The organism is Klebsiella sp. BDA134-6, from assembly GCF_015601345.1.
GTDB lineage: Bacteria > Pseudomonadota > Gammaproteobacteria > Enterobacterales > Enterobacteriaceae > Klebsiella > Klebsiella grimontii.
The window spans coordinates 3955674-3974651 of sequence record NZ_CP064784.1 but is presented as its reverse complement, the minus strand read 5'-3'; the positions used below and the strand labels follow the sequence as shown (position 1 = coordinate 3974651).

Annotated in this window: 15 protein-coding genes; 5 read left to right on the top strand and 10 right to left on the bottom strand. The window is 60.7% G+C overall.

All coding sequences use genetic code 11. The annotated features are described in order from the left end of the window. Window positions 1-113: 113 nt before the first annotated feature. The 7 genes from IYV58_RS18305 to IYV58_RS18275 form a co-directional block, all read right to left on the bottom strand. A complete protein-coding gene (locus tag IYV58_RS18305; RefSeq protein WP_142446780.1) occupies window positions 114-833 on the bottom strand; it encodes a tetratricopeptide repeat protein in 720 nt (239 codons plus the stop codon). Between the two features lie 179 nt (window positions 834-1012). Beyond that, entirely contained in the window at window positions 1013-1735 is a 723-nt protein-coding gene (gene baeR / locus IYV58_RS18300) for an envelope stress response regulator BaeR (protein ID WP_004122643.1), read from the bottom strand. Then, window positions 1732-3267, bottom strand: a complete 1536-nt coding sequence (gene baeS, locus IYV58_RS18295) for an envelope stress sensor histidine kinase BaeS (protein ID WP_195729181.1) — start codon at window positions 3265-3267, stop codon at window positions 1732-1734. The genes baeR and baeS overlap by 4 nt, the downstream gene beginning before the upstream one ends. Then, window positions 3264-4679: an MFS transporter gene (locus IYV58_RS18290; protein WP_142983529.1), complete on the bottom strand. Its 1416-nt coding sequence runs from the start codon at window positions 4677-4679 to the stop codon at window positions 3264-3266. Before IYV58_RS18290 ends, baeS begins: the two co-directional genes overlap by 4 nt. A 1-nt stretch (window position 4680) precedes the next feature. Then, window positions 4681-7758, bottom strand: a complete 3078-nt coding sequence (gene mdtC, locus IYV58_RS18285; protein ID WP_195729180.1) for a multidrug efflux RND transporter permease subunit MdtC — start codon at window positions 7756-7758, stop codon at window positions 4681-4683. Beyond that, window positions 7759-10881 carry an MdtB/MuxB family multidrug efflux RND transporter permease subunit gene (locus tag IYV58_RS18280; RefSeq protein WP_004122635.1) on the bottom strand — a complete coding sequence of 1041 codons (3123 nt, stop codon included), beginning with the start codon at window positions 10879-10881 and terminating at the stop codon, window positions 7759-7761. Further along, on the bottom strand, window positions 10881-12125 hold the full coding sequence (locus tag IYV58_RS18275) for an MdtA/MuxA family multidrug efflux RND transporter periplasmic adaptor subunit (protein WP_087829102.1): 1245 nt from the start codon (window positions 12123-12125) through the stop codon (window positions 10881-10883). The genes IYV58_RS18280 and IYV58_RS18275 overlap by 1 nt, the downstream gene beginning before the upstream one ends. A gap of 383 nt (window positions 12126-12508) precedes the next feature. Here IYV58_RS18275 and IYV58_RS18270 point away from each other — a divergent pair, with 383 nt between their 5' ends. From IYV58_RS18270 to IYV58_RS18255, 4 genes are all read left to right on the top strand, one after another. After that, window positions 12509-13270: a dimethylarginine dimethylaminohydrolase family protein gene (locus tag IYV58_RS18270; protein WP_004122631.1), complete on the top strand. Its 762-nt coding sequence runs from the start codon at window positions 12509-12511 to the stop codon at window positions 13268-13270. Between the two features lie 27 nt (window positions 13271-13297). After that, window positions 13298-14071 (top strand): ABC transporter substrate-binding protein, encoded by a 774-nt coding sequence (locus IYV58_RS18265; protein ID WP_004122619.1) that lies wholly within the window; start codon window positions 13298-13300, stop codon window positions 14069-14071. Between the two features lie 64 nt (window positions 14072-14135). After that, the gene (locus IYV58_RS18260) at window positions 14136-14828 is read left to right on the top strand and encodes an ABC transporter permease (RefSeq protein WP_024359158.1); all 693 of its coding nucleotides are present in this window, start codon (window positions 14136-14138) and stop codon (window positions 14826-14828) included. Then, complete coding sequence (locus IYV58_RS18255; RefSeq protein WP_004122607.1) at window positions 14825-15550, top strand: ABC transporter permease; 726 nt, start codon at window positions 14825-14827, stop codon at window positions 15548-15550. Before IYV58_RS18260 ends, IYV58_RS18255 begins: the two co-directional genes overlap by 4 nt. Here the strand turns inward: IYV58_RS18255 and IYV58_RS18250 are convergent, their stop codons facing one another. Beyond that, window positions 15551-16006 carry an Lrp/AsnC family transcriptional regulator gene (locus IYV58_RS18250; protein WP_004122605.1) on the bottom strand — a complete coding sequence of 152 codons (456 nt, stop codon included), beginning with the start codon at window positions 16004-16006 and terminating at the stop codon, window positions 15551-15553. A 14-nt stretch (window positions 16007-16020) separates the two neighbouring features. Between IYV58_RS18250 and IYV58_RS18245 the strand changes: the two genes are divergently transcribed. Beyond that, window positions 16021-17139: a succinylglutamate desuccinylase/aspartoacylase family protein gene (locus tag IYV58_RS18245; RefSeq protein ID WP_087829100.1), complete on the top strand. Its 1119-nt coding sequence runs from the start codon at window positions 16021-16023 to the stop codon at window positions 17137-17139. Here IYV58_RS18245 and IYV58_RS18240 read toward each other — a convergent pair. Continuing rightward, window positions 17111-18043, bottom strand: coding sequence for a proline iminopeptidase-family hydrolase (locus IYV58_RS18240; protein WP_049113253.1), 933 nt, complete (start codon window positions 18041-18043; stop codon window positions 17111-17113). The genes IYV58_RS18245 and IYV58_RS18240 overlap by 29 nt on opposite strands. An 84-nt stretch (window positions 18044-18127) precedes the next feature. After that, complete coding sequence (locus IYV58_RS18235) at window positions 18128-18880, bottom strand: helix-turn-helix transcriptional regulator (protein ID WP_142481692.1); 753 nt, start codon at window positions 18878-18880, stop codon at window positions 18128-18130. Window positions 18881-18978: the final 98 nt, after the last annotated feature.

The window sequence follows — 18978 nt, the reverse complement described above, 5'->3', positions numbered from 1 at the left end:
CTCGTTCTGATGACAGGTCAGATTCGCCGCACCCGGTGCGGCGAGTTGGGGAGTGCCCCCACATTAAGGGCGGGCATTGTAGCGCTGCGGGAGAGGGGAGTAAACCGTCCGGTTTAATCAACGCGCAGATAGCGCCCGTCGGCCCTGACGTTCATACCAAAACCACAGTCCGCAGGGGTATCGGTACTGGCGTCGATAGCCTGCGAAGAAAACGCCAGTGAGATATTACAGTGAATAACATCCCCTTCGCGAAGCGCTACGACGGCGTGGTTGTTGTTAAGCGTAACCGTTTCAGAGAATTCCCCCATGTTGGGGCCGGCATACATTCCCATTAGACCGAAATAATAGCCTTGAAAATCAACGTAATACTGTGATGATTGTGGTAAAGGCTTCAAGCTAAGGACGTTCCAGGAGGCGCGCCCGGCATAGCGCCAGTACTCTCCCGCTGCTGAAACAGGCTGCGGCATGGCGGCCAGCTTATCTTTGATAAGCCCCAGATTGTAAACTGACTTGCTGTCGTTCGGCCTTATCATCAGCCAGGCGCGGGCTTTACGCCATTGGCCTTCGCGTATCCAGGTCAGCGCCACGTTGTTGTAGGCCGTGGCGATGGCGCTGTCATCAAGGGCACAGCTTTCGCTCCACGCAGCCTGCTGCTCGAAAGCGTTGCGCGCTTTAGGGTAGTTTTTGGCTTTATAGTACTGCTCGCCCTGGCGGGCCCAGACCGGGATTTTTGCGCAGTCGGCCTCGATCTGCTGCTCGGTGATTTCTGCTCTGGCAGCGGCGCAGAGCAGAAGAAGAGTACAGGAAAGTCCTATTTTTCCTTTTATTATCATTCTTTTATACCATCCAACGTATAAGAAAATATCCATGCGCAATATAACATACTGTCAGGCCATTTCTTATCAGCGAGGGTATTCTCAGATTATGGCTTAGCCGCCAGGCCGGACTGAAGTGAGTCTGTAGCCCGGCTATGCGCAGCGCAAGCCGGGGAAAATATGGGGCAGATGGCCAATTACGCCAGCCGGCAGGCGTCGGCTTCCCAGCGGTATCCAACGCCGTACACCGCGCGGATAAACGACTGATCGGCGTCCAGCGACTCCAGCTTACGCCGCAGGTTCTTGATATGGCTGTCGATCGTTCGGTCGGTGACCACCCGATAATCATCGTACAGATGATTCAGCAACTGTTCGCGCGAGAAGACTTTACCCGGCTCCTGGGAGAGGGTTTTCAGCAGGCGGAACTCGGCGGGGGTGAGGTCCAGCAGCTTATCGCGCCAGGAGGCCTGGAAGCGCCCCTCGTCAACAATCAGCGGGCTTTCCGCATCCAGCGCCTGCAGATCGCGCTGCGGTTTGCAGCGGCGAAGAATGGTCTTGACCCTGGCCACCACCTCGCGTGGGCTGTAGGGCTTACAGATATAATCATCGGCGCCGATCTCTAACCCCAGCAGGCGGTCGATCTCTTCGATTTTGGCGGTCACCATCACCACCGGAACCTCAGAGAAACGGCGGATTTCCCGACACAGGGTCAGGCCGTCGGTGCCGGGTAGCATCAGATCCAGCAGGATCAGATGCGGCGGCGTCTGGCGAACGTACGGGAGAACCCGATCGCCGTGATTAATCAGCGTCGGCGCATAGCCCGCCGCCTGAAGATAATCGATCAGCAGCTGACCCAGCTTGGGCTCATCTTCCACGATAAGAATGCGTGGCGTGTTTTCATCAACAGGTAATTCAGTCATACGTCTCTCGATAAATTACGTTCCAGAGGTAGTTCTACTTTAATGCTAACCCCGCCCAAAGGCGAATGGCCGGCACGCAAAGTGCCGCCGTGGGCCGCGACGATGTTAAGGCAAATCGCCAGCCCTAAACCAGAGCCGCCGCTGGCACGATTGCGTGACCCTTCAGTACGGTAAAAACGCTCAACCAGCCGCTCCAGCTGTTCATCGGTGACACCGGGGGCGCTATCGGCGAAATCGAGAATCAGCCTATCGCCGCTCTGACTGGCGTTAATCTGCAGGCCGCCGCCGCTATCGGTATAGCGCAGGCTGTTTTCCAGCAGGTTATTAAAAAGCTGCATCAGGCGATCCCGGTCGCCGAAAACCGTCGCGCTTTCCGGCAGCGAAACGCCGATCGACAGCCCGCGGCTGGCGAAGCGTTCGCGAAACGCGCCGGCGGCGACCTCCAGCAGGTTGATGATATCCACCTCGCTTTTCTGGTAGGAGAGGGCGCCTTCATCGGACATCGACAGCTGGTGCAAATCATCGACCAGTTTGGTGAGGGTGGCGACCTCCGCCTGCAGGGAGGCGATGGAATCCGGGGTGAATTTCCTGATCCCATCCTGAATCGCCTCCAGCTCGCCGCGCAGCACCGCCAGCGGCGTGCGCAGCTCGTGGGAGATATCGGCCATCAGGTCCCGGCGCATCTGCTGGTTGCGCTCAAGGGTGCTGGCTAACTGGTTAAAATCTTTGGCCAGACGCCCCAGCTCATCGCTGCTGGTGGCGGCAACGCGAGTGGAGAAATCCCCGGCCGCCAGACGGTGCGTCCCCTCAACCAGCCGTTTGACCGGCGCGAGCAGGCCGCGCGCCAGCGGGAAAGTGGCCAACGCCGCCAGCAACGTGGCGAGGGCGACAATCAGCCAGCTGGTGCGCTTCTGCTGGCGGTCGAAGTTGATATCGGTGTTGCGCGTCAGGCGTTCAACCGGCGAGGCGATAACCGCGCCAACCTCAACGCCGTCGACCATAATACTGCGCCGGGTCCCGTCCTGCGGCACGCGCTCGCGCGGACCCACCAGTACGCGCCCTTTTTGATCGACCACCCAGAACATGGTACGCCAGCCGTGGGGAGGCATATCGGGGCCGGGACCGCGATCGCCACGATCGCCGCGTGGACCGTCGAGCGGCCGGTCCGGCGCGGCACCCGGCGGCATCTCTTCGGGGCCGGTGCCACCGTGCAGTTCATCCCTCGGTCCATGACCCATACCGCGGCCCGGCGGCGAGCGGTCGTCGTTGTCGCGTTCAAAGGTTCTCAGCAACTGAAAAATAAAGCGGTCGTTGTTGCGCAGGAACGTCCAACTGCCGTGCTGGGCATACTGCTCGCTCAGGGCATCGCCGAGCATCGTCAGCCGCTGTTCATTGCCGCGCTTGATATAGTCGATAAATCCGCGTTCAAAGCTGATGCGCACCGCCCAGTGCATGCTGATCAACAGCACGATGCAGGTGGTAAGAATCGCGATAAACAGCTTGCCGGTAATGCCGGGACGCCAGAACTTCAAGACTCACTCCTTTTACGGCGACGAATCACGGTATTGACCGTGGTATCGTCCGGTACGCGGGCAAAAATCAGCGCGGGCAGCGCGATAACCACCGCCATGCTTAAGTAGGTATAGAGAAAAACCTGGTGCGTGGTCGCCGCATCGGCGCTGATATGCTGTTGGCCATAGAGACCCAGCAGCATGCCGGCGACGGTCACGCCGATACTCATCGACAGTTGCATGACCATCGACAGCAGGCTGTTGCCGCTGCTGGCCAGATCGTCAGGCAGGTCTTTCAGGGTCAGCGTATTCATAGAAGAAAAGCGGCTGGCGTTGATCATCCCCTGCATAAACAGCACCACCGGCAGCAGCCAGTACCAGCCCGCGAGGGCGACGGCCATAAACAGCAGACTGACCAGCGCGAGGCCGATAGTCGAGGCCACCAGCACCCGACGGTAGCCGAAGCGGTTGACCACCTGGACTACGATGCGCTTCATCCCCATGCTGCCGAGCACCATCGGGATCATCATCAGACCGGCGTGGAACGGCGTGAAGCCGAGGCCGATCTGTAAAAACACCGGGGTCATAAACGGCAGCATACCGCTGCCGATACGCCCGGCGAAGCTGCCGCCAAGGCCGAGCGAAAAGGTGCGGTTGTTGAATAGCTTAAGGCTAAACAGCGCATTGCGGTTGCCGCGCGCGTGCCACAAATAGTAGAGAATGGACGCCACGCCGACCGCCACCAGCCCCGCCAGCCACAGAGGTGAGATCCCGAGCCCTTTGCTGCCGTCCAGCGCCAGGGTCAGCGTCGCCATACCGGCGGCCAGCAAAACAAAGCCGAAGAGATCGAAGCGGCGGGTTTGCAGGGTGTAGTTGGGCATCAGGCACAACGTGGCGATGGCGCCGATAATGCCGACCGGAATGTTGATCAGAAAGATCCAGTGCCACGAGGCGTACTCCACCAGCATTCCGCCGAGAGCCGGGCCGAGCAGCGGGCCCACCTGGCCGGGTAGGGTGACGAAGGTCATCGCCGCCATATATTGGCTGCGCGGGACGATTTTCATCACCGTCAGGCGGCCCACGGGAACCATCATCGCGCCGCCGACGCCCTGCAGCACGCGGGCGAGTATTAACCCATCGAGGGTGGCGGCCTGGGCGCAGAACAGGGAGCCAGCGGTAAACAGCACGATGGCGCAGAAAAAGATATTGCGTACCCCAACGCGGTCCGCCAGCCAACCGCTGGCGGGCAGCATCACCGCAACCGTCAGGACATAGGAGACGATAACCATATGCATATGCAGCGGGCTCTCCCCGAGGCTTTTCGCCATCGAGGGGAGAGCGGTGTTAACGATAGTGGTATCCAGCGCTTGCATAAAGAAGCCGAAGGCCACTATCCATAGCTGCCAGCGCACGCTGGAGGGGAGGTCTGTCATGTTATTCGCTTACCGGTTGATGGACTTTTCGCGAAAAACGCAGCCGCAGACGGTCGAAGAACAGATAGACCACCGGCGTGGTGTACAGGGTCAACAGCTGACTCATCACCAGACCGCCGACAATAGTAATCCCCAGCGGCTGGCGCAGCTCGGAGCCGTCGCCGCCGGAGAGCACCAGCGGCAGCGCGCCGAACAGCGCCGCCAGGGTGGTCATCATTATCGGCCGGAAGCGCAGCAGACAGGCCTGGAAGATCGCCTCTTCCGGCGGCAGGTTGCCGTTGCGTTGCGCCTCAAGGGCGAAATCGACCATCATGATGGCGTTTTTCTTCACGATGCCAATTAATAGCATAATCCCGATAAGCGCGATTAGGCTGAACGGGGCATCGAAAAGCTCCAGCGCCAGCAGCGCGCCGACGCCGGCGGACGGAATGGTCGACAGAATAGTCAGCGGATGAACGTAGCTCTCATAGAGGATCCCCAGCACAATATAGACCGTGGCGATGGCCGCCAGTATCAGGATCACCTGCGAGTTCATGGTTTGCTGAAACACCTGTGCGGTCCCGGCGAACGACCCGCGGACGCTGGATGGCACGCCAATCTGGGTCATCGCCCGGTTGATGGCATCGCTGGCTTCCGACAGCGACTTGCCGGTAGGCAGGTTAAAGGAGATGGTCGATGCCGCCGACAGCCCCTGGTGGTTCACCGACAGCGGCGCGTTGGCCGGCTGCCATTTAGCGAAATAGGCAAGCGGAATCGGCTTGTCTTCGCTGTTGATCACAAACATCTTATCGAGGGCGCTGACGTCCTGGGTGTAGGCCGGGTCGACCTGCATCACCACTTTATACTGGTTCAGCGGCTGGTAGATGGTAGAGATCTGCCGTTGGCCGAAGGCGTTGTTCAGCAGATTGTTGGCGTCCTGCACGCTGATGCCGAGCCGCGACATGGTATCGCGATCGTAGATCAGGTCCATCTCCGCGCCGTTATTCTGACTGTCGGAGTTAACGTCCGCCAGCTCCGGCAGCGCCGCCAGCGTTTTGCGGATTTTCGGCTCCCATTCCCGCAGCGCCGCGAGGTCGTCCGACAGCAGCGTATACTGGTAGCTGGCGTTGGCCTGACGGCCGCCGACGCGGATATCCTGTACCGCCATCAGGAACAGGTTGGCCCCCGGCTCCTTCGCCAGCTTTTTGCGCAGCCGATCGATAATCTGTTGCGCCGTCTCATGGCGCTCATCGCGCGGCTTCAGGGTGATAAACATCATCCCGCTGTTGACCCGCGAGCCGCCGGTAAAACCGGTGACGTTGTCTACCGCCGGATCTTCACGAATGATCTTCATAAAGTCCTCCAGCTTGCCGCGCATCGCCTGGAACGAGATGCTCTGGTCCGCCTGGATACCGCCCATCAGCACCCCGGTGTCCTGCTCGGGGAAGAAGGTTTTGGGTATCGAGATATAGAGCCAGACGCTTAGCGCGATGGTGCCGAGCAGCACCAGGCCGGTTAAGCGGCTGTGCTTCAGCACCCACTTCAGCGACTTACCGTAACCGCCCTGAATCGCCACCAGCAGGCGGCCAAAACCACGCTTGCGCGTCGGCTCGTGGGGCTTGCCGCTTTTCAGCAGCCAGCCGCACATCATCGGCGTCAGGGTCAGGGAGACCGCCAGCGAGATGCCGATCGCCACCGACAGAGTGACGGCGAACTCGCGCAGCAGCCTTCCCGGCAGGCCGCCCATCAGCAGCAGCGGCAGGAACACCGCCACCAGCGACAGGCTCATCGACAGGACGGTAAAGCCGACTTCCCGGCTCCCCTGCAGCGCGGCCTGCAGCGGCTTCATGCCGGCTTCGAGATGACGGGAAATATTCTCCAGCACCACGATGGCGTCATCGACCACGAAGCCGGTGGCGATAGTCAGCGCCATCAGCGACAGGTTATTGAGGCTGAAGCCGCACAGGTACATGGCGGCGAAGGTGCCGATCAGCGATACCGGAACGGCCACCGCCGGGATCAGCGTCGCGCGGCCCGAGCGCAGGAACAGGAAGACCACGAGGATCACCAGCGCCACCGAAATCACCAGCGTTTGCTCGACTTCCTCCAGCGAGGCGCGGATGGTCGGCGAACGGTCCTGGGCGATTTGCAGATCGACAGAGGCCGGGATGGTGCGTTGCAGCTCCGGCAGGCGGGCGCGAATACTGTCCACCGTCTCAATGATATTGGCTTCCGGCAGCTTGCGGATCATCAGCAAAATCGCCGGTTTGGCGTTGGTCATCCCGGCGTTGCGCACGTCCTGCACCGAGTCGGTGACGTTGGCGACGTCGGCGAGGCGCACCGCCGCGCCGTTATTGTAGCGCACGATCAGCGGCTGGTATTCGGCGGCGGTCTTCAGCTCGTCGTTGGTCGCTACCTGCCAGCGGTGGGTTGCGTCTTCCAGCGCCCCCTGCGGTCTACGCACGTTGGCGTTGCTGATGGCGGTTCGCACCGCGTCCAGCGACACGCCCTGGTTAAACAGCGCCTGCGGGTTGAGGTCGACGCGTACCGCGGGCAGCGAACTGCCGCCGACGTCAACGTCGCCGACGCCGTCAATCTGGGCAATGGTCTGCGCCAGCTGGGTAGAGGCGAAGTCGTACAGCTCACCCTGGGACCAGGTATCCGAGGTGAGGGTGAGGATCATGATCGGCGCGTCGGACGGGTTGGCTTTGCGGTAGGTCGGACGGCTCGGCATGCCGCTCGGCAGCAGGCTTTGCGCGGCGTTAATCGCCGCCTGCACGTCACGGGCCGCGCCGTTGATGTCGCGGTCAAAGTTGAACTCGAGAATGATTCGCGTACTGCCGAGCGAGCTGGAGGAGGTCATCTCATTGACCCCGGCAATCCGCCCCAAAGAGCGCTCCAGCGGGGTCGCCACCGACGAGGCCATGGTCTCCGGCGACGCGCCGGGCAGCGAGGCGCTGATCATGATCACCGGGAAATCCACCTGCGGCAGCGGCGCCACCGGCAGCAGGCGGAAGCCGAGGATGCCGCACAGCGTAATGGCGAGCGAAAGCAGAATCGTCGCCACCGGACGATAAATGAAGAGGGCGAAAAACTTCACTTACGCCTCCTCCTCACGCCGCGGGAAGCGGCTCTTCATATACAGCGACAGGCGGTCGAACAGCAGATAGATAACCGGCGTGGTGAACAGCGTCAGCACCTGGCTGAGCATCAGGCCGCCGACCATGCCAATCCCCAGCGGTCGCCGCAGCTCCGCGCCGACGCCGGTACTGAGCATCAGCGGCAGCGCGCCGAGCAGGGCGGCGAGGGTGGTCATCAGGATCGGGCGAAAACGCAGCAGACAGGCCTGATAAATCGCCTCGCGCGGCGGCATACCCTGTTCGCGTTCGGCGGCCAGCGCGAAGTCGATCATCATGATGGCGTTTTTCTTGACGATGCCGATCAGCAGGATGATGCCGATAATGGCGATAACGTCCAGCTCGCTCCCGGCCAGCCATAGCGCCAGCAGCGCGCCGACGCCGGCCGTCGGCAGGGTGGAGAGAATGGTGATCGGATGAATAAAGCTCTCATACAGCACGCCGAGGACGATATACATCGCCACCACCGCGGCGACCACCAGCCAGACGGTACTGCCGAGCGCCGACTGGAAGGCCAGCGAGCTGCCCTGGAACTGGGTGCGGATATCGCTCGGGAATTCCAGCGCCTGCTCGGCGCTAAGAATCGCCTCGACCGCATCGCCCAGCGAATAGTTGTCCGGGACGTTAAACGAAATGGTGGTGACCGGGAACTGATCGAGGTGGTTAATCGATAGCGGAGCAAAACGCTGTTCGACTTTGGCGATCGTGGTGAGCGGCACGATCCCGCCGTCGCTGCTGGTGAGGCGGATATTGTCCAGCGCCGCCAGCCCCGGCGTGGCCTGGGTATCATGCTCCAGCACTACGCGGTACTGGTTCGCCTGGGTATAGATGGTGGAAATCAGACGTTGCCCAAAGGCGTTATACAGGGCGTTATCGACGTCCGCCATGCTGATGCCGAGACGGCTGGCGCTGTCGCGATCAACGTTGATATACGCCGCCAGGCCCTTATCCTGCCAGTCGCTGCTGACGTCGGAGAGCTGCGGCAGCGCCTGCAGCCGGGCCAGCAGCTGCGGGACCCAGTTGCTGAGCGCGTCCAGCGAGTTCGCCTGCAGGGTGAACTGGTACTGGGTGCGGCTGACGGTGGTGTCAATGGTCAGATCCTGGGTCGGCTGGAGATAGAGCTCGACGCCGGGGATGCCGCTCACCGCGTTCTGCAGACGGCCAATCACCGTCTGTACCCGATCGTCGCGTTCATCGAGCGGCTTGAGGTTAATCTGCAGGCGGGCGCTGTTCAGCGCCGGGTTGGTGCCGTCGACGCCGACGTAGGAGGTCAGGCTTTCCACCGCCGGATCTTGAAGTATCGCCGCTGACACCTGCTGCTGGCGCTCGGCCATATTGGCGAACGACGCGGACTGCGGCGCCTGTAGCGTGCCCTGGATAATGCCGTTGTCCTGAATCGGGAAGAAGCCTTTCGGAATAAATACCCACAGTATAATTGACAGCGCCAGGGTGCTGAGGGCCACGCTCAGGGTCAGCCACGGATGATTCAGCACCCGGCTCAGCCAGCGGCCATAGACGGCGATCACCCGCTCAAAAAAGCGTTCGCTGGCGCGCGAGAAGCGATTCTGCTTGCGCAGCGATTCATGGCTGAGCATGCGGGCGCACATCATCGGCGTCAGGGTCAGCGACACCACCGCGGAAATCAGAATCGCCACCGCCAGGGTGATGGCGAATTCGCGGAACAGACGACCCACGATATCGCCCATAAACAGCAGCGGGATCAGCACCGCAATCAGCGAGAAAGTCAGGGAGATAATGGTAAAGCCGATCTCCCCGGCCCCTTTCAGGGCGGCGGCCAGCGGCTTTTCGCCTTTCTCGATATAGCGGGAGATGTTTTCAATCACCACGATGGCGTCATCGACCACAAAGCCGGTGGCGATGGTCAGGGCCATCAGCGTCAGGTTGTTAATCGAGAAATCGAGAAACACCATTACCGCGAAAGTGCCGACCAGCGATAGCGGCACGGCGATGCCGGGAATAATTGTCGCCGGGACGTTGCGCAGAAAGACGTAAATAATCATCACCACCAGGGCGATGGCCAGCATGAGTTCAAACTGGGTATCGCTGACCGACGCGCGGATATTGGTGGTGCGGTCGGAAAGCACCTGCACTTTAACCGATTTCGGCAGGCTTTCGGTGAGCTGCGGCAGCATCTGGCGGATGCTGTCGGCGGTCGAGATAATATTCGCCCCCGGCTGGCGCTGGACGTTCATGACGATCGCCCGCTGATTGTTGGCCCATGCCCCGAGCCAGCTGTTTTCCGCGCCCTGCTCCACGGTGGCGACGTCGCCGAGGCGAATCGGCGCGCCGTTCTGGTACGCGATAATCAGGCGGCGGTAATCCTCCGCCGACTGCATCTGATCGTTGGCGGAGAGGGTGACCGCCCGCGACGGGCCGTCGAGGCTACCCTTCGCCGAATTGACGTTAGCGCTGGTAATCGCGGTGCGCACCGTTTCGCTGGTCAAACCGAGGGCGGCGATCGCCTGGGCGTTGAGCTTGACGCGTACCGCCGGGCGCTGCCCGCCCGCCAGAGTCACCAGCCCGACGCCGGAAACCTGGGAGATTTTCTGCGCCACGCGGGTCTCGACCATATCTTCGACCTGGGTCATCGGCACGGCGGAAGAGGTGACCGCGAGGGTCATAATCGGCGGATCGGCGGGGTTCACTTTGCTGTAGACCGGCGGGTTAGGCAGATCCGAAGGCAGCAGGTTGGTGGCGGCGTTGATGGCCGCCTGCACTTCCTGCTCAGCGACGTCCAGCGGTAGCGTGAGCTGGAACTGGAGCGTGACCACCGACGCGCCGCCGGAGCTCTGGGAAGACATCTGCTTAAGGCCGGACATCTGGCCAAACTGCCGCTCCAGCGGGGCGGTCACCGACGAGGTCATCACGTCCGGGCTGGCGCCGGGATAGAGGGTCACCACCTGAATCGTTGGGTAGTCCACTTCCGGCAGCGCCGAAACCGGTAGGAAACGATAGCCGATAATCCCGGCCAGCATAATGGCCACCATTAACAGCGTGGTGGCGACCGGGCGCATGATAAACAGACGGGATGGGCCGCCCGTACTGCTCGGCGGTAACACTTGCATCAGGAGCGCGCTCCTTTTTTACCGTATTCGCGGCTGGTGGCTTTCGCCGGCTCGGCGGCGGTAGCCGCATCCTGGGCTTCCACCACTTCAACCTTCGCGCCTTCGGTCAGACGGTCGATACCGTCGGTCACCACGCGATCGCCGGCGGAAAGCCCGGCGTTAATCACCACTTTCAGGCTGTCCTGAATACCCGGCGTGACGGTGTGCTTGCTGACTTTGTTCTCATCGTTCAGAACCCAGACAAAATGACCTTCGTTACCCATTTGCAGCGCGGCGGTTGGGATCACCACCGCGTTCTGCTCGGTATCGACCAGCATCCTGGCGTTGACGAACTGATTCGGGAACAGGGCATCGTCCTGGTTAGTGAAGCGCGCTTTCAGCTTGATGGTGCCGGTGGTGACGTCAATCTGATTATCGAGGCTCAGCAGTGAGCCTTCGCTGATTTTCTGTTTATTGGTGCGGTCCCAGGCTTCGACGACCAGCTTTTTCCCCGCTTTTTGCGCCTGTACCACCGTGGCGATTTGGTTTTCCGGCAGCGTAAACACGACGTCGATCGGGTGGGTTTGCGTCAGCACCACGATCCCGGTGGTATCGCCGCTGGAGATTTGGTTGCCGATATCCACCTGCTTTAAGCCGACCCGGCCGTCGATCGGCGCGGTGATGCGGCTCCAGTTCAGCTGCAGCTGGGCGCTGGCGACGGCGGCTTCGTCCGCTTTGATCGTGCCCTGGGTTTCGCTGACCAGCGACTGCTGGGTATCCAGCTCCTGACGGGAAACCAGATTGGTTTTCACCAACTGCTGGTAGCGCGCCAGATCGCGGCGGGCATTGGCCAGGGTGGCCCGATCTTTCGCCAGCTGGCCTTCGGCCTGGGCGAGGGCGACTTTAAACTGGCTGGGGTCGATTTCCGCGAGCAGATCGCCCGCTTTAACCTGCTGGCCCTCGGTAAAATGGATGGCCAGAAGCTGACCGTCGACGCGGCTGCGAACGGTGACGGTATTCGCCGCCGTTACCGTACCGAGACCGGAAAGATAGCGGGGCACCGCTTCGCTGGTGGCGGTTGCCGCCTGCACCGGCGCGAGGGCGGCGCCAAAACGGCCAGGACGCCCGCCGCCGGGCCCCGGACCTGCCGACGTTGCCGACGGCGTGCTTGCCGCTTCGCGACCCTGCCAAAACCAGTACGCGGCACCCGCGATGATTGCCACCACCAGCACGGCTGCCCAACGGCTTTTATTGCTACCTTTCATTAATTTGCGATCTCATCCTGAAACGTTTCACGGAATGATACTAGTTTAGCCAGCGAACGCCGCTTAAAAATGGAGGAATTATGAAAAGACTGTCCAGATATGTCTGTAAAAAAGGCTTTTCGCTGAGCCGTTTACGGTGAATATTTACGCGCAATTTACGCTTAGTCATTTTCCGCTGCCGGCCTGGCGAACAGGGATGCTTATTACCCTCATTCGGCGCTTTCAGGGTGCCAACAGCGGAATACGTCGAACCTGAACTGATATACAGCGTGAATAAGCGGCCCGGGGAAGTGATTCAGCCTGATTGGCGGCGGCATCTGATTAATAATCAAATTCACTCACCGTTTTGCCTTAACAATGCGACCAATACCAGAGGGTTCTTTATGCATTTTACCCAGGCTATCGCCCGCCTACCGGCCGCCACCTGCGGCGCGGGACAAACTACCGCCCAGCTGGGCGCGCCGGATATCGCCACGACCAGCCACCAGTTTCTCGCCTATGTGGAAACCCTACTGCAGCTTGGCCTGAAGGTCACGGTCCTGCCCCCGGCGGCAGATTATCCTGATGCGCACTTTGTTGAAGATACCGCCGTGGTCATGCCGGAACTGGCGGTGATTACCCATCCGGGCGCGCCGAGCCGTCAGGGCGAAGTCGATACTATTGCGCCGGTGCTGGCGGGTTTCCGTCCGCTGGTGCGGATGAGCGAGCGCGGGCATATGGACGGCGGCGACGTGCTGCTGGTGGACAAACAGTTTTTTATCGGCCTGACGGCGCGCACCGATGAGCAGGGGATCCGCGAGTTTGCCGCCGCCGTTGAGCCGCACGGCTATCAGGTCGCGGCGATCGAAGTCAGCGCCGGTCTGCATCTGAAATCAATCGTCAACTACGTTGGCCGCAATACGCTGCTGCTGACGGAAGGCTACGTTAACCATCCGGCGTTTAGCGGTTTCAACAGCATCGTCATCCCGGAAGAGGAGGCCTACGCCGGAAATACGCTGTGGATTAACGATACCTTAATTACGCCGCAGGGCTATCCCCATACCCTCGGTGAAATCAGCAAGCTGGGAATGCCTATCGTGCAGCTCGACACCAGCGAATTTAAGAAAATGGATGGCGGCCTGACCTGCCTCTCACTGCGTTTTTAATCATCGCGCCAACACCGGGGAATCAAAATGAAAATACGCCTTGCCGCATTACTGGCCTGTATGGCGCTGAGCGCGCCGCTGGCCGCCCAGCAGTTTGACACCATCAGCTTTGGCGTCGATGGCGGCTATCCGCCTTTTGACGTGCTGGCGCCCAGCGGCGAAATCACCGGCTTTGATATTGATATCGCTAACGCGCTGTGCACCCAGCTAAAAGCCAAATGCGTTTTCGTGAAGCAGCCCTTTGAGAGCATGATCGCCGCCCTCAACGCGCATAAGTTCGATGCCATTATCGCCTCGCTCAATATTACCGATGAACGTAAAAAGGAAGTGGATTTCACCGACCGCTACTACCGCAGCGCGGCGCAGCTGGTGGCGCGCAAAGGCAGCCCGCTACTGCCGGATGCCGCCAGCCTGAAAGGCAAAACCGTCGGCGTCCAGACGGGCTCCACCCATGAAGCGTTTGCGAAGGCCAACTGGGCCAACCACGGCGTGAAAATTGTCGGTTACGCTAACCAGGATAATGTCTATCTCGACCTGCTCTCCGGGCGCATCGACGCCGCGTTGCAGGATAATATCCAGGCGGCGACCGGCTTTATCGATACGCCGCGCGGGCAGAAATTCGCCTTTGCCGGCCCGGTTATCCAGGATGGCGGGATCTCCTCCGACGTCGGGATTGCGGTCAATAAGGACAATCCGGCGCTGCGCGATGCGCTGAACGGGGCCATTAAGGCAATCCGCGCCGACGGAACCTATGACGCCATTCAGAAAAAATACTTTAGCTTTGATATTTATGGCAAATAAGTCGTAAAGGTACGGGCGTGGGCGCTGGCCTGCGCCCCTTTACGACCTCCGCGGAAGGCTGAATATGGTCGCAGACTATTTACCCCTGTTGTTACGCGGCGCGGCGCTTTCGCTGTGCGTGATGCTCTCTTCATTACTGGTCGCTCTGCTGCTGGGGCTGATTAACTCGCTGATTAAGCTCTTCGGCCCGCCGTGGCTGCGCCTGTTTTCCACCGCCTACACTACGCTGGTACGCGGGATCCCGGAGCTGGTAATTATGCTGCTGCTGTTTTTCGGCGGCGAGATGCTGGTTAACCTGCTGCTGGGTCTGGTGGGGCTGGGGCCGGTACGCTTCAATACTTTTATCTCCGGCGTGCTGGCGATTGGTTTTGTTTTCGGCGCCTATTACACCGAGACTTTTCGCGGCGCGTTTCTGACTGTCGATAGCGGGCAAACCGAAGCCGCGCAGGCCTACGGGATGCGACCCTGGACGGTGTTCCGCCGGGTGATGCTGCCACAGATGCTGAGCTTCGCGATCCCGGGCATCAACAACAACTGGCTGGGGCTGATGAAAGCGTCGGCGCTGGTGTCGATCCTCGGCCTTGAGGATATGGTCTGGCTGGCCGAACAGGCCGGGCGCGCCACGCAAAAGCCGTTCCTCTTCTACTTTCTGGTCTCGCTGATTTACATGGTGATTACCGCGCTCTCCAGTTGGCTGTTCAGCCGCCTGGCGAAGCGTTACGCGCTGCGCTCTTCCACGGCGGGGGCGGCCTTATGAATCTGCAAACCTTTATCGATGCGATCCCGAGCTTTTTGTGGAGCGACGGCAACGGCGCCGCCAGCGGACTGGCGGTCACGGCGGAGCTGTTTTTACTCTCCATCGTTCCCGGGATGGCGCTGGCGATAGCGATGGCGGTGGGGCAGGTGTACGGCCCGCGCGGGCTGGCGCTACCCATTCGCGCGTTTACATATTTTTTTCGCAGCACGCCGCTCTATCTCCAACTGATGCTGATTTACTACGGCCTGTCGCAGTTCGATATCGTACAGACGGGCTGGATGAACGACCAGCCGTTCTGGCTGCTGTTTCGCGATGCGACCTTCTGCGCCACCCTGGCGCTGGTGCTCAACACTGCCGCGTACGTCGCGGAGCTGCTGGCGGGGATGATGGTGACTTTCCCGCGCCAGGAGTGGGTCGCCGGAGAAGCCTACGGGATGGGGAAATGGCAGATTATTCGCCGTCTGGTTCTGCCCGCGACCTTGAGGCGCGGGATCCCGGCGCTGAATAATGAAATGGTCTTTTTGCTGCACGCCACGTCGCTGGCCAGCACCGTGACCCTGCTGGATATTACCGGCGTGGCCCGCGCGTTCTACGCCATGACCTATTCGCCGTTTATTCCGTTTCTGATGGCCGCGGCGCTGTATCTGCTCTGCACCTTTTTGCTGATTTTCACCTTCGCGCGCGCCGAGCGGCGCTGGCTGGCGTTTATCCGTCGCGGCTAGTCAGGATCGCTTAATGGCCTGCAGTTCGGTGAGGGTGACGATTTTATCAACGTGAAACTTTTTACTGGTCAGCCAGCTATCCGCCAGCTGGCAGTAGTGCGCCATGCTGCGACAGCCGATACGCACCAGAAAGTCGAAGCTGCCGCTGACCAGCCAGCAGTCCAGCACTTCGGGCGTCTGGCGCATCTCCTGTTCAAACACCGGCTGCGATCGCCCGTGGTCGGCCAGCGCGATTTGCGCCTGCACCACAAACGCGTGCTCCGGCTCGGGCAGTTCTACAATGGCGCTGTAGCCGCGAATAATGCCGTCGCGCTCGAGGCTGCGCACCCGTTCCAGGCACGGACGGGCGGTAAGGTTTACCTGCTCCGAGAGCTTTTGATAAGAAATGCGGCCATCCCGGCGCAGGATTTCAAGGATCTTGTGATCGATACGGTCAAGCCGGATTTTCTTTTCCACAACCAGGACGTCCAATGAAAATTAAACACTATACATTACCTGAACATGCACTCGGTGGGCAGCGGCAATTAAGCCATTTTCATTTCGGCGCGCCCGGCACAGGAGAGAAGGTCTATCTGCAGGCGGGGCTGCACGCCGATGAAATTCCGGGCATGCTGGTTCTGCATTATCTTAAAAGATTACTCAGCCAGGCGGAACGGCGCGGCGAGCTGCGCGGCGAAATCATTCTCGTACCGGTGGCCAACCCGCCGGGGCTGGCCCAGGTGCTGCTCAGCGGCGGCGTAGGTCGTTTCGATCTGGCGAGCGGGCGTAATTTTAACCGCGACTTCCCCGATCTGGCTGCCCTGGCGCAGCCCTATCTGCGTCCGCCATCGCCCGGCTCGCGCCGCGAGTATCTGCAGCAGGTGCGCGCGGCGATGCGGGATGCGCTGGCGGCGCTGCCCGTTGTCAGCGAAGTTCAGGCCCTGCGCCATCATCTGCTGGGCCTCGCCTGCGATGCCGATCTGGTGCTCGATCTGCACTGCGATGACCAGGCGATTTTACATCTCTACGCTGACCCGGCCTGGCAACGCGAGGCGAAGGTTCTGGCGGCTTTTCTCGGCGTCGGCGCGGTACTGCTGTCGCAGGAGAGCGGCGGTCATTCCTTTGATGAGGCCTGCGGCCTGCCGTGGCAGCGCCTGACGGCGCTTGATTCATTGCAGTCGCAGCAGCAGCCCGGCTGTATGGCGGTGACCGTCGAACTGCGCGGCCAGCAGGAGGTGGATCACGCCACCGCTTGCGACGATGCCGAACGTCTTTATCGCTACCTGCAGTACCGCGGCGTACTGGCTGGCTCGAGGCCTGAGATTCCGCAGCAGGAAACGGTAATGCTGCCGTTTGCCGCCGGGGAGATTGTTACCGCCCCGGCCACCGGCATCCTGGTGCTGTTAAAACAGCCCGGCGAGTGGGTCAGCGCCGACGATGTGGTTGCGGAAATCATCGATCCGCTGACCGATATGGTCAAAGCGGTCCGCCCGACATCGGGCGGGCTGATTTATGCCAGCCGTCGGGCGCCGTTTGTCACCCTGGGGGCCGAAGTGATGAAAATCGCCGGCGAGCGGCCGTTCAGCGGCGGAGGCGGGCTGGCGCTGTAAGCGGCTTTTCGTTTATCGCGCGGGTTAAAAAGTCGTTCACTGTCTTCATGCACAGCTCGCGTTCTTCGACGTGCGGCATATGGCTTGAGGCTTCGAAAATGACCCACTCCGCGTCGGGGATGTGGTCCATAAAGGGTTGTACCACCTCCGGGGTGGCTTCATCGTAGCGCCCCGAAATCAGCAGGACCGGAACCGTAATGCGCGCGAGGCGGTCGATAATCGTCCACGCTTTCATGCTGCCGATGACGTGAAATTCGGTTGGGCCATTCATGGCGTGATAAACCGTCGGATCGGCATCCATGGCATCGAAGGTACGCCGCACTTCCGCCGGCCAGGGATCGAGCCGACAGACGTGGCGTTGATAAAATACCTGGCTTGCCGCCTTATATTCCGCGCTGTCCAGCGTTCCCGCCGCTTCATGGGCCAGCAGCGTCTGCTGGACGTCGGCGGGAAGCTGCGCCCGCAGCCTGGCCGCTCCCTGTAGCCACAGCGCCATCGATGCCGGGGAGTTGGCGATGATCAGTGCCTTTAACCCCTTTGGCCGCGTCACGGCGTGCTCCGCGCCGAGCATACCTCCCCACGATTGGCCGAGCAGGGCGTAATTATCGGCAATATTGAGATGCTGCAGCAGGTTAGCCAGTTCGTCGAGGAACAGCGCCGGTTGCCAGAAGTCGGCGGGCTGCTGCGGGAGATGGGTTGAGCGCCCGTTGCCTAACTGATCGTAGTGGATCACCGCCCGCCCGCTGAGGGCGATATCGCGGAACGCATCAACATAATCATGCGTGCACCCCGGCCCGCCGTGGGCGATGACCAGCGGCGTGAGCCCGCTATCGATATCGCCGCAAACGCGGAACCAGGTTTGATAGCGTCGAAACGGGGCGTAACCTTCGCTGATGGTATACATGAATCATCTTTACCCTGCTAAGTGGACCGGCTTTCAGGGTAAAGGGTGGCAACCGCGGCTGAACACTAGCAAAAATGCTAGTTCTTAGCTGTCGAGCAGACGGTAGTGCAGGGCGCGGACTACCGCCTGTACGCGGTTGCTGGCGCCGAGCTTTTTGGCTGCGGTATTAAGATGCAGCGTCACCGTCGCCACCGAGCGGTGCAGCTTGCGGGCGATCTCTTTGGCGGTAAGTCCTTCGGCGGACCACGCCAGGCATTCGCGCTCGCGGTTGCTTAGCTTCACATGACGGCAGGTAAGCAGGGTGCTGTCGAACAGCGGAAACGCCGACTCCTGAAACTGGTGGGCGAGCAGCATCAGCTGCGCCAGGGTGGCGCTGATTTCCCGTTCCTGACGCTGGCCGGTATGGATGCCGGTGAGAGTGACGAAACTGCCGTTGGGGAGATGCAGGGGAACCGTCGCCCCGCAGGGCATATTATGTTCGCGCATATAGTCGGTGACCGCGGTGGCGTGATTGTTCAACCTCCCGCGCAGCATGCTGTTGTCCGGTCGTTGATAGGACCAGACAAAAGGCGCGCAGCTTTCTAGCGCGCAGTGCTGCACCGGATCAACCTGGTAATATCCGCGCTCGCACCATAGCTGGCGCATATCTTCCGGCACATTGCACGTTTTCAGCAGCGAAGGCGTAATCAGCTCCCCTTCCAAAGAACGCGGGACCGGCGTGTAGTCGTAAATGACCGCGTCAAATCCTAACTTCCGGGTGGCCTGAAAAAGTCCGCTGAATGCCTCATCCAGGCTGGCCGCCCGCGCGCTGCCGGGGCGTTCAAATTCCAGTCGCATATAACCCCCTTCATCTAAAACGAGACCTGCGACGGGCACGATTTGTGCAAATCCGTCAATAGTTAGCGCAAAAGGCATGCAATTCCGGTGCCGCACCG

Excerpts from the sequence above, each read along its gene's own strand:
- IYV58_RS18305 (WP_142446780.1), bottom strand. The coding sequence starts at position 833 with ATGATAATAAAAGGAAAAATAGGACTTTCCTGTACTCTTCTTCTGCTC.
- baeR (WP_004122643.1), bottom strand. The coding sequence starts at position 1,735 with ATGACTGAATTACCTGTTGATGAAAACACGCCACGCATTCTTATCGTG.
- IYV58_RS18290 (WP_142983529.1), bottom strand. The coding sequence starts at position 4,679 with ATGACAGACCTCCCCTCCAGCGTGCGCTGGCAGCTATGGATAGTGGCC.
- IYV58_RS18280 (WP_004122635.1), bottom strand. The coding sequence starts at position 10,881 with ATGCAAGTGTTACCGCCGAGCAGTACGGGCGGCCCATCCCGTCTGTTT.
- IYV58_RS18275 (WP_087829102.1), bottom strand. The coding sequence starts at position 12,125 with ATGAAAGGTAGCAATAAAAGCCGTTGGGCAGCCGTGCTGGTGGTGGCA.
- IYV58_RS18270 (WP_004122631.1), top strand. The coding sequence starts at position 12,509 with ATGCATTTTACCCAGGCTATCGCCCGCCTACCGGCCGCCACCTGCGGC.
- IYV58_RS18265 (WP_004122619.1), top strand. The coding sequence starts at position 13,298 with ATGAAAATACGCCTTGCCGCATTACTGGCCTGTATGGCGCTGAGCGCG.
- IYV58_RS18260 (WP_024359158.1), top strand. The coding sequence starts at position 14,136 with ATGGTCGCAGACTATTTACCCCTGTTGTTACGCGGCGCGGCGCTTTCG.
- IYV58_RS18255 (WP_004122607.1), top strand. The coding sequence starts at position 14,825 with ATGAATCTGCAAACCTTTATCGATGCGATCCCGAGCTTTTTGTGGAGC.
- IYV58_RS18245 (WP_087829100.1), top strand. The coding sequence starts at position 16,021 with ATGAAAATTAAACACTATACATTACCTGAACATGCACTCGGTGGGCAG.
- IYV58_RS18240 (WP_049113253.1), bottom strand. The coding sequence starts at position 18,043 with ATGTATACCATCAGCGAAGGTTACGCCCCGTTTCGACGCTATCAAACC.
- IYV58_RS18235 (WP_142481692.1), bottom strand. The coding sequence starts at position 18,880 with ATGCGACTGGAATTTGAACGCCCCGGCAGCGCGCGGGCGGCCAGCCTG.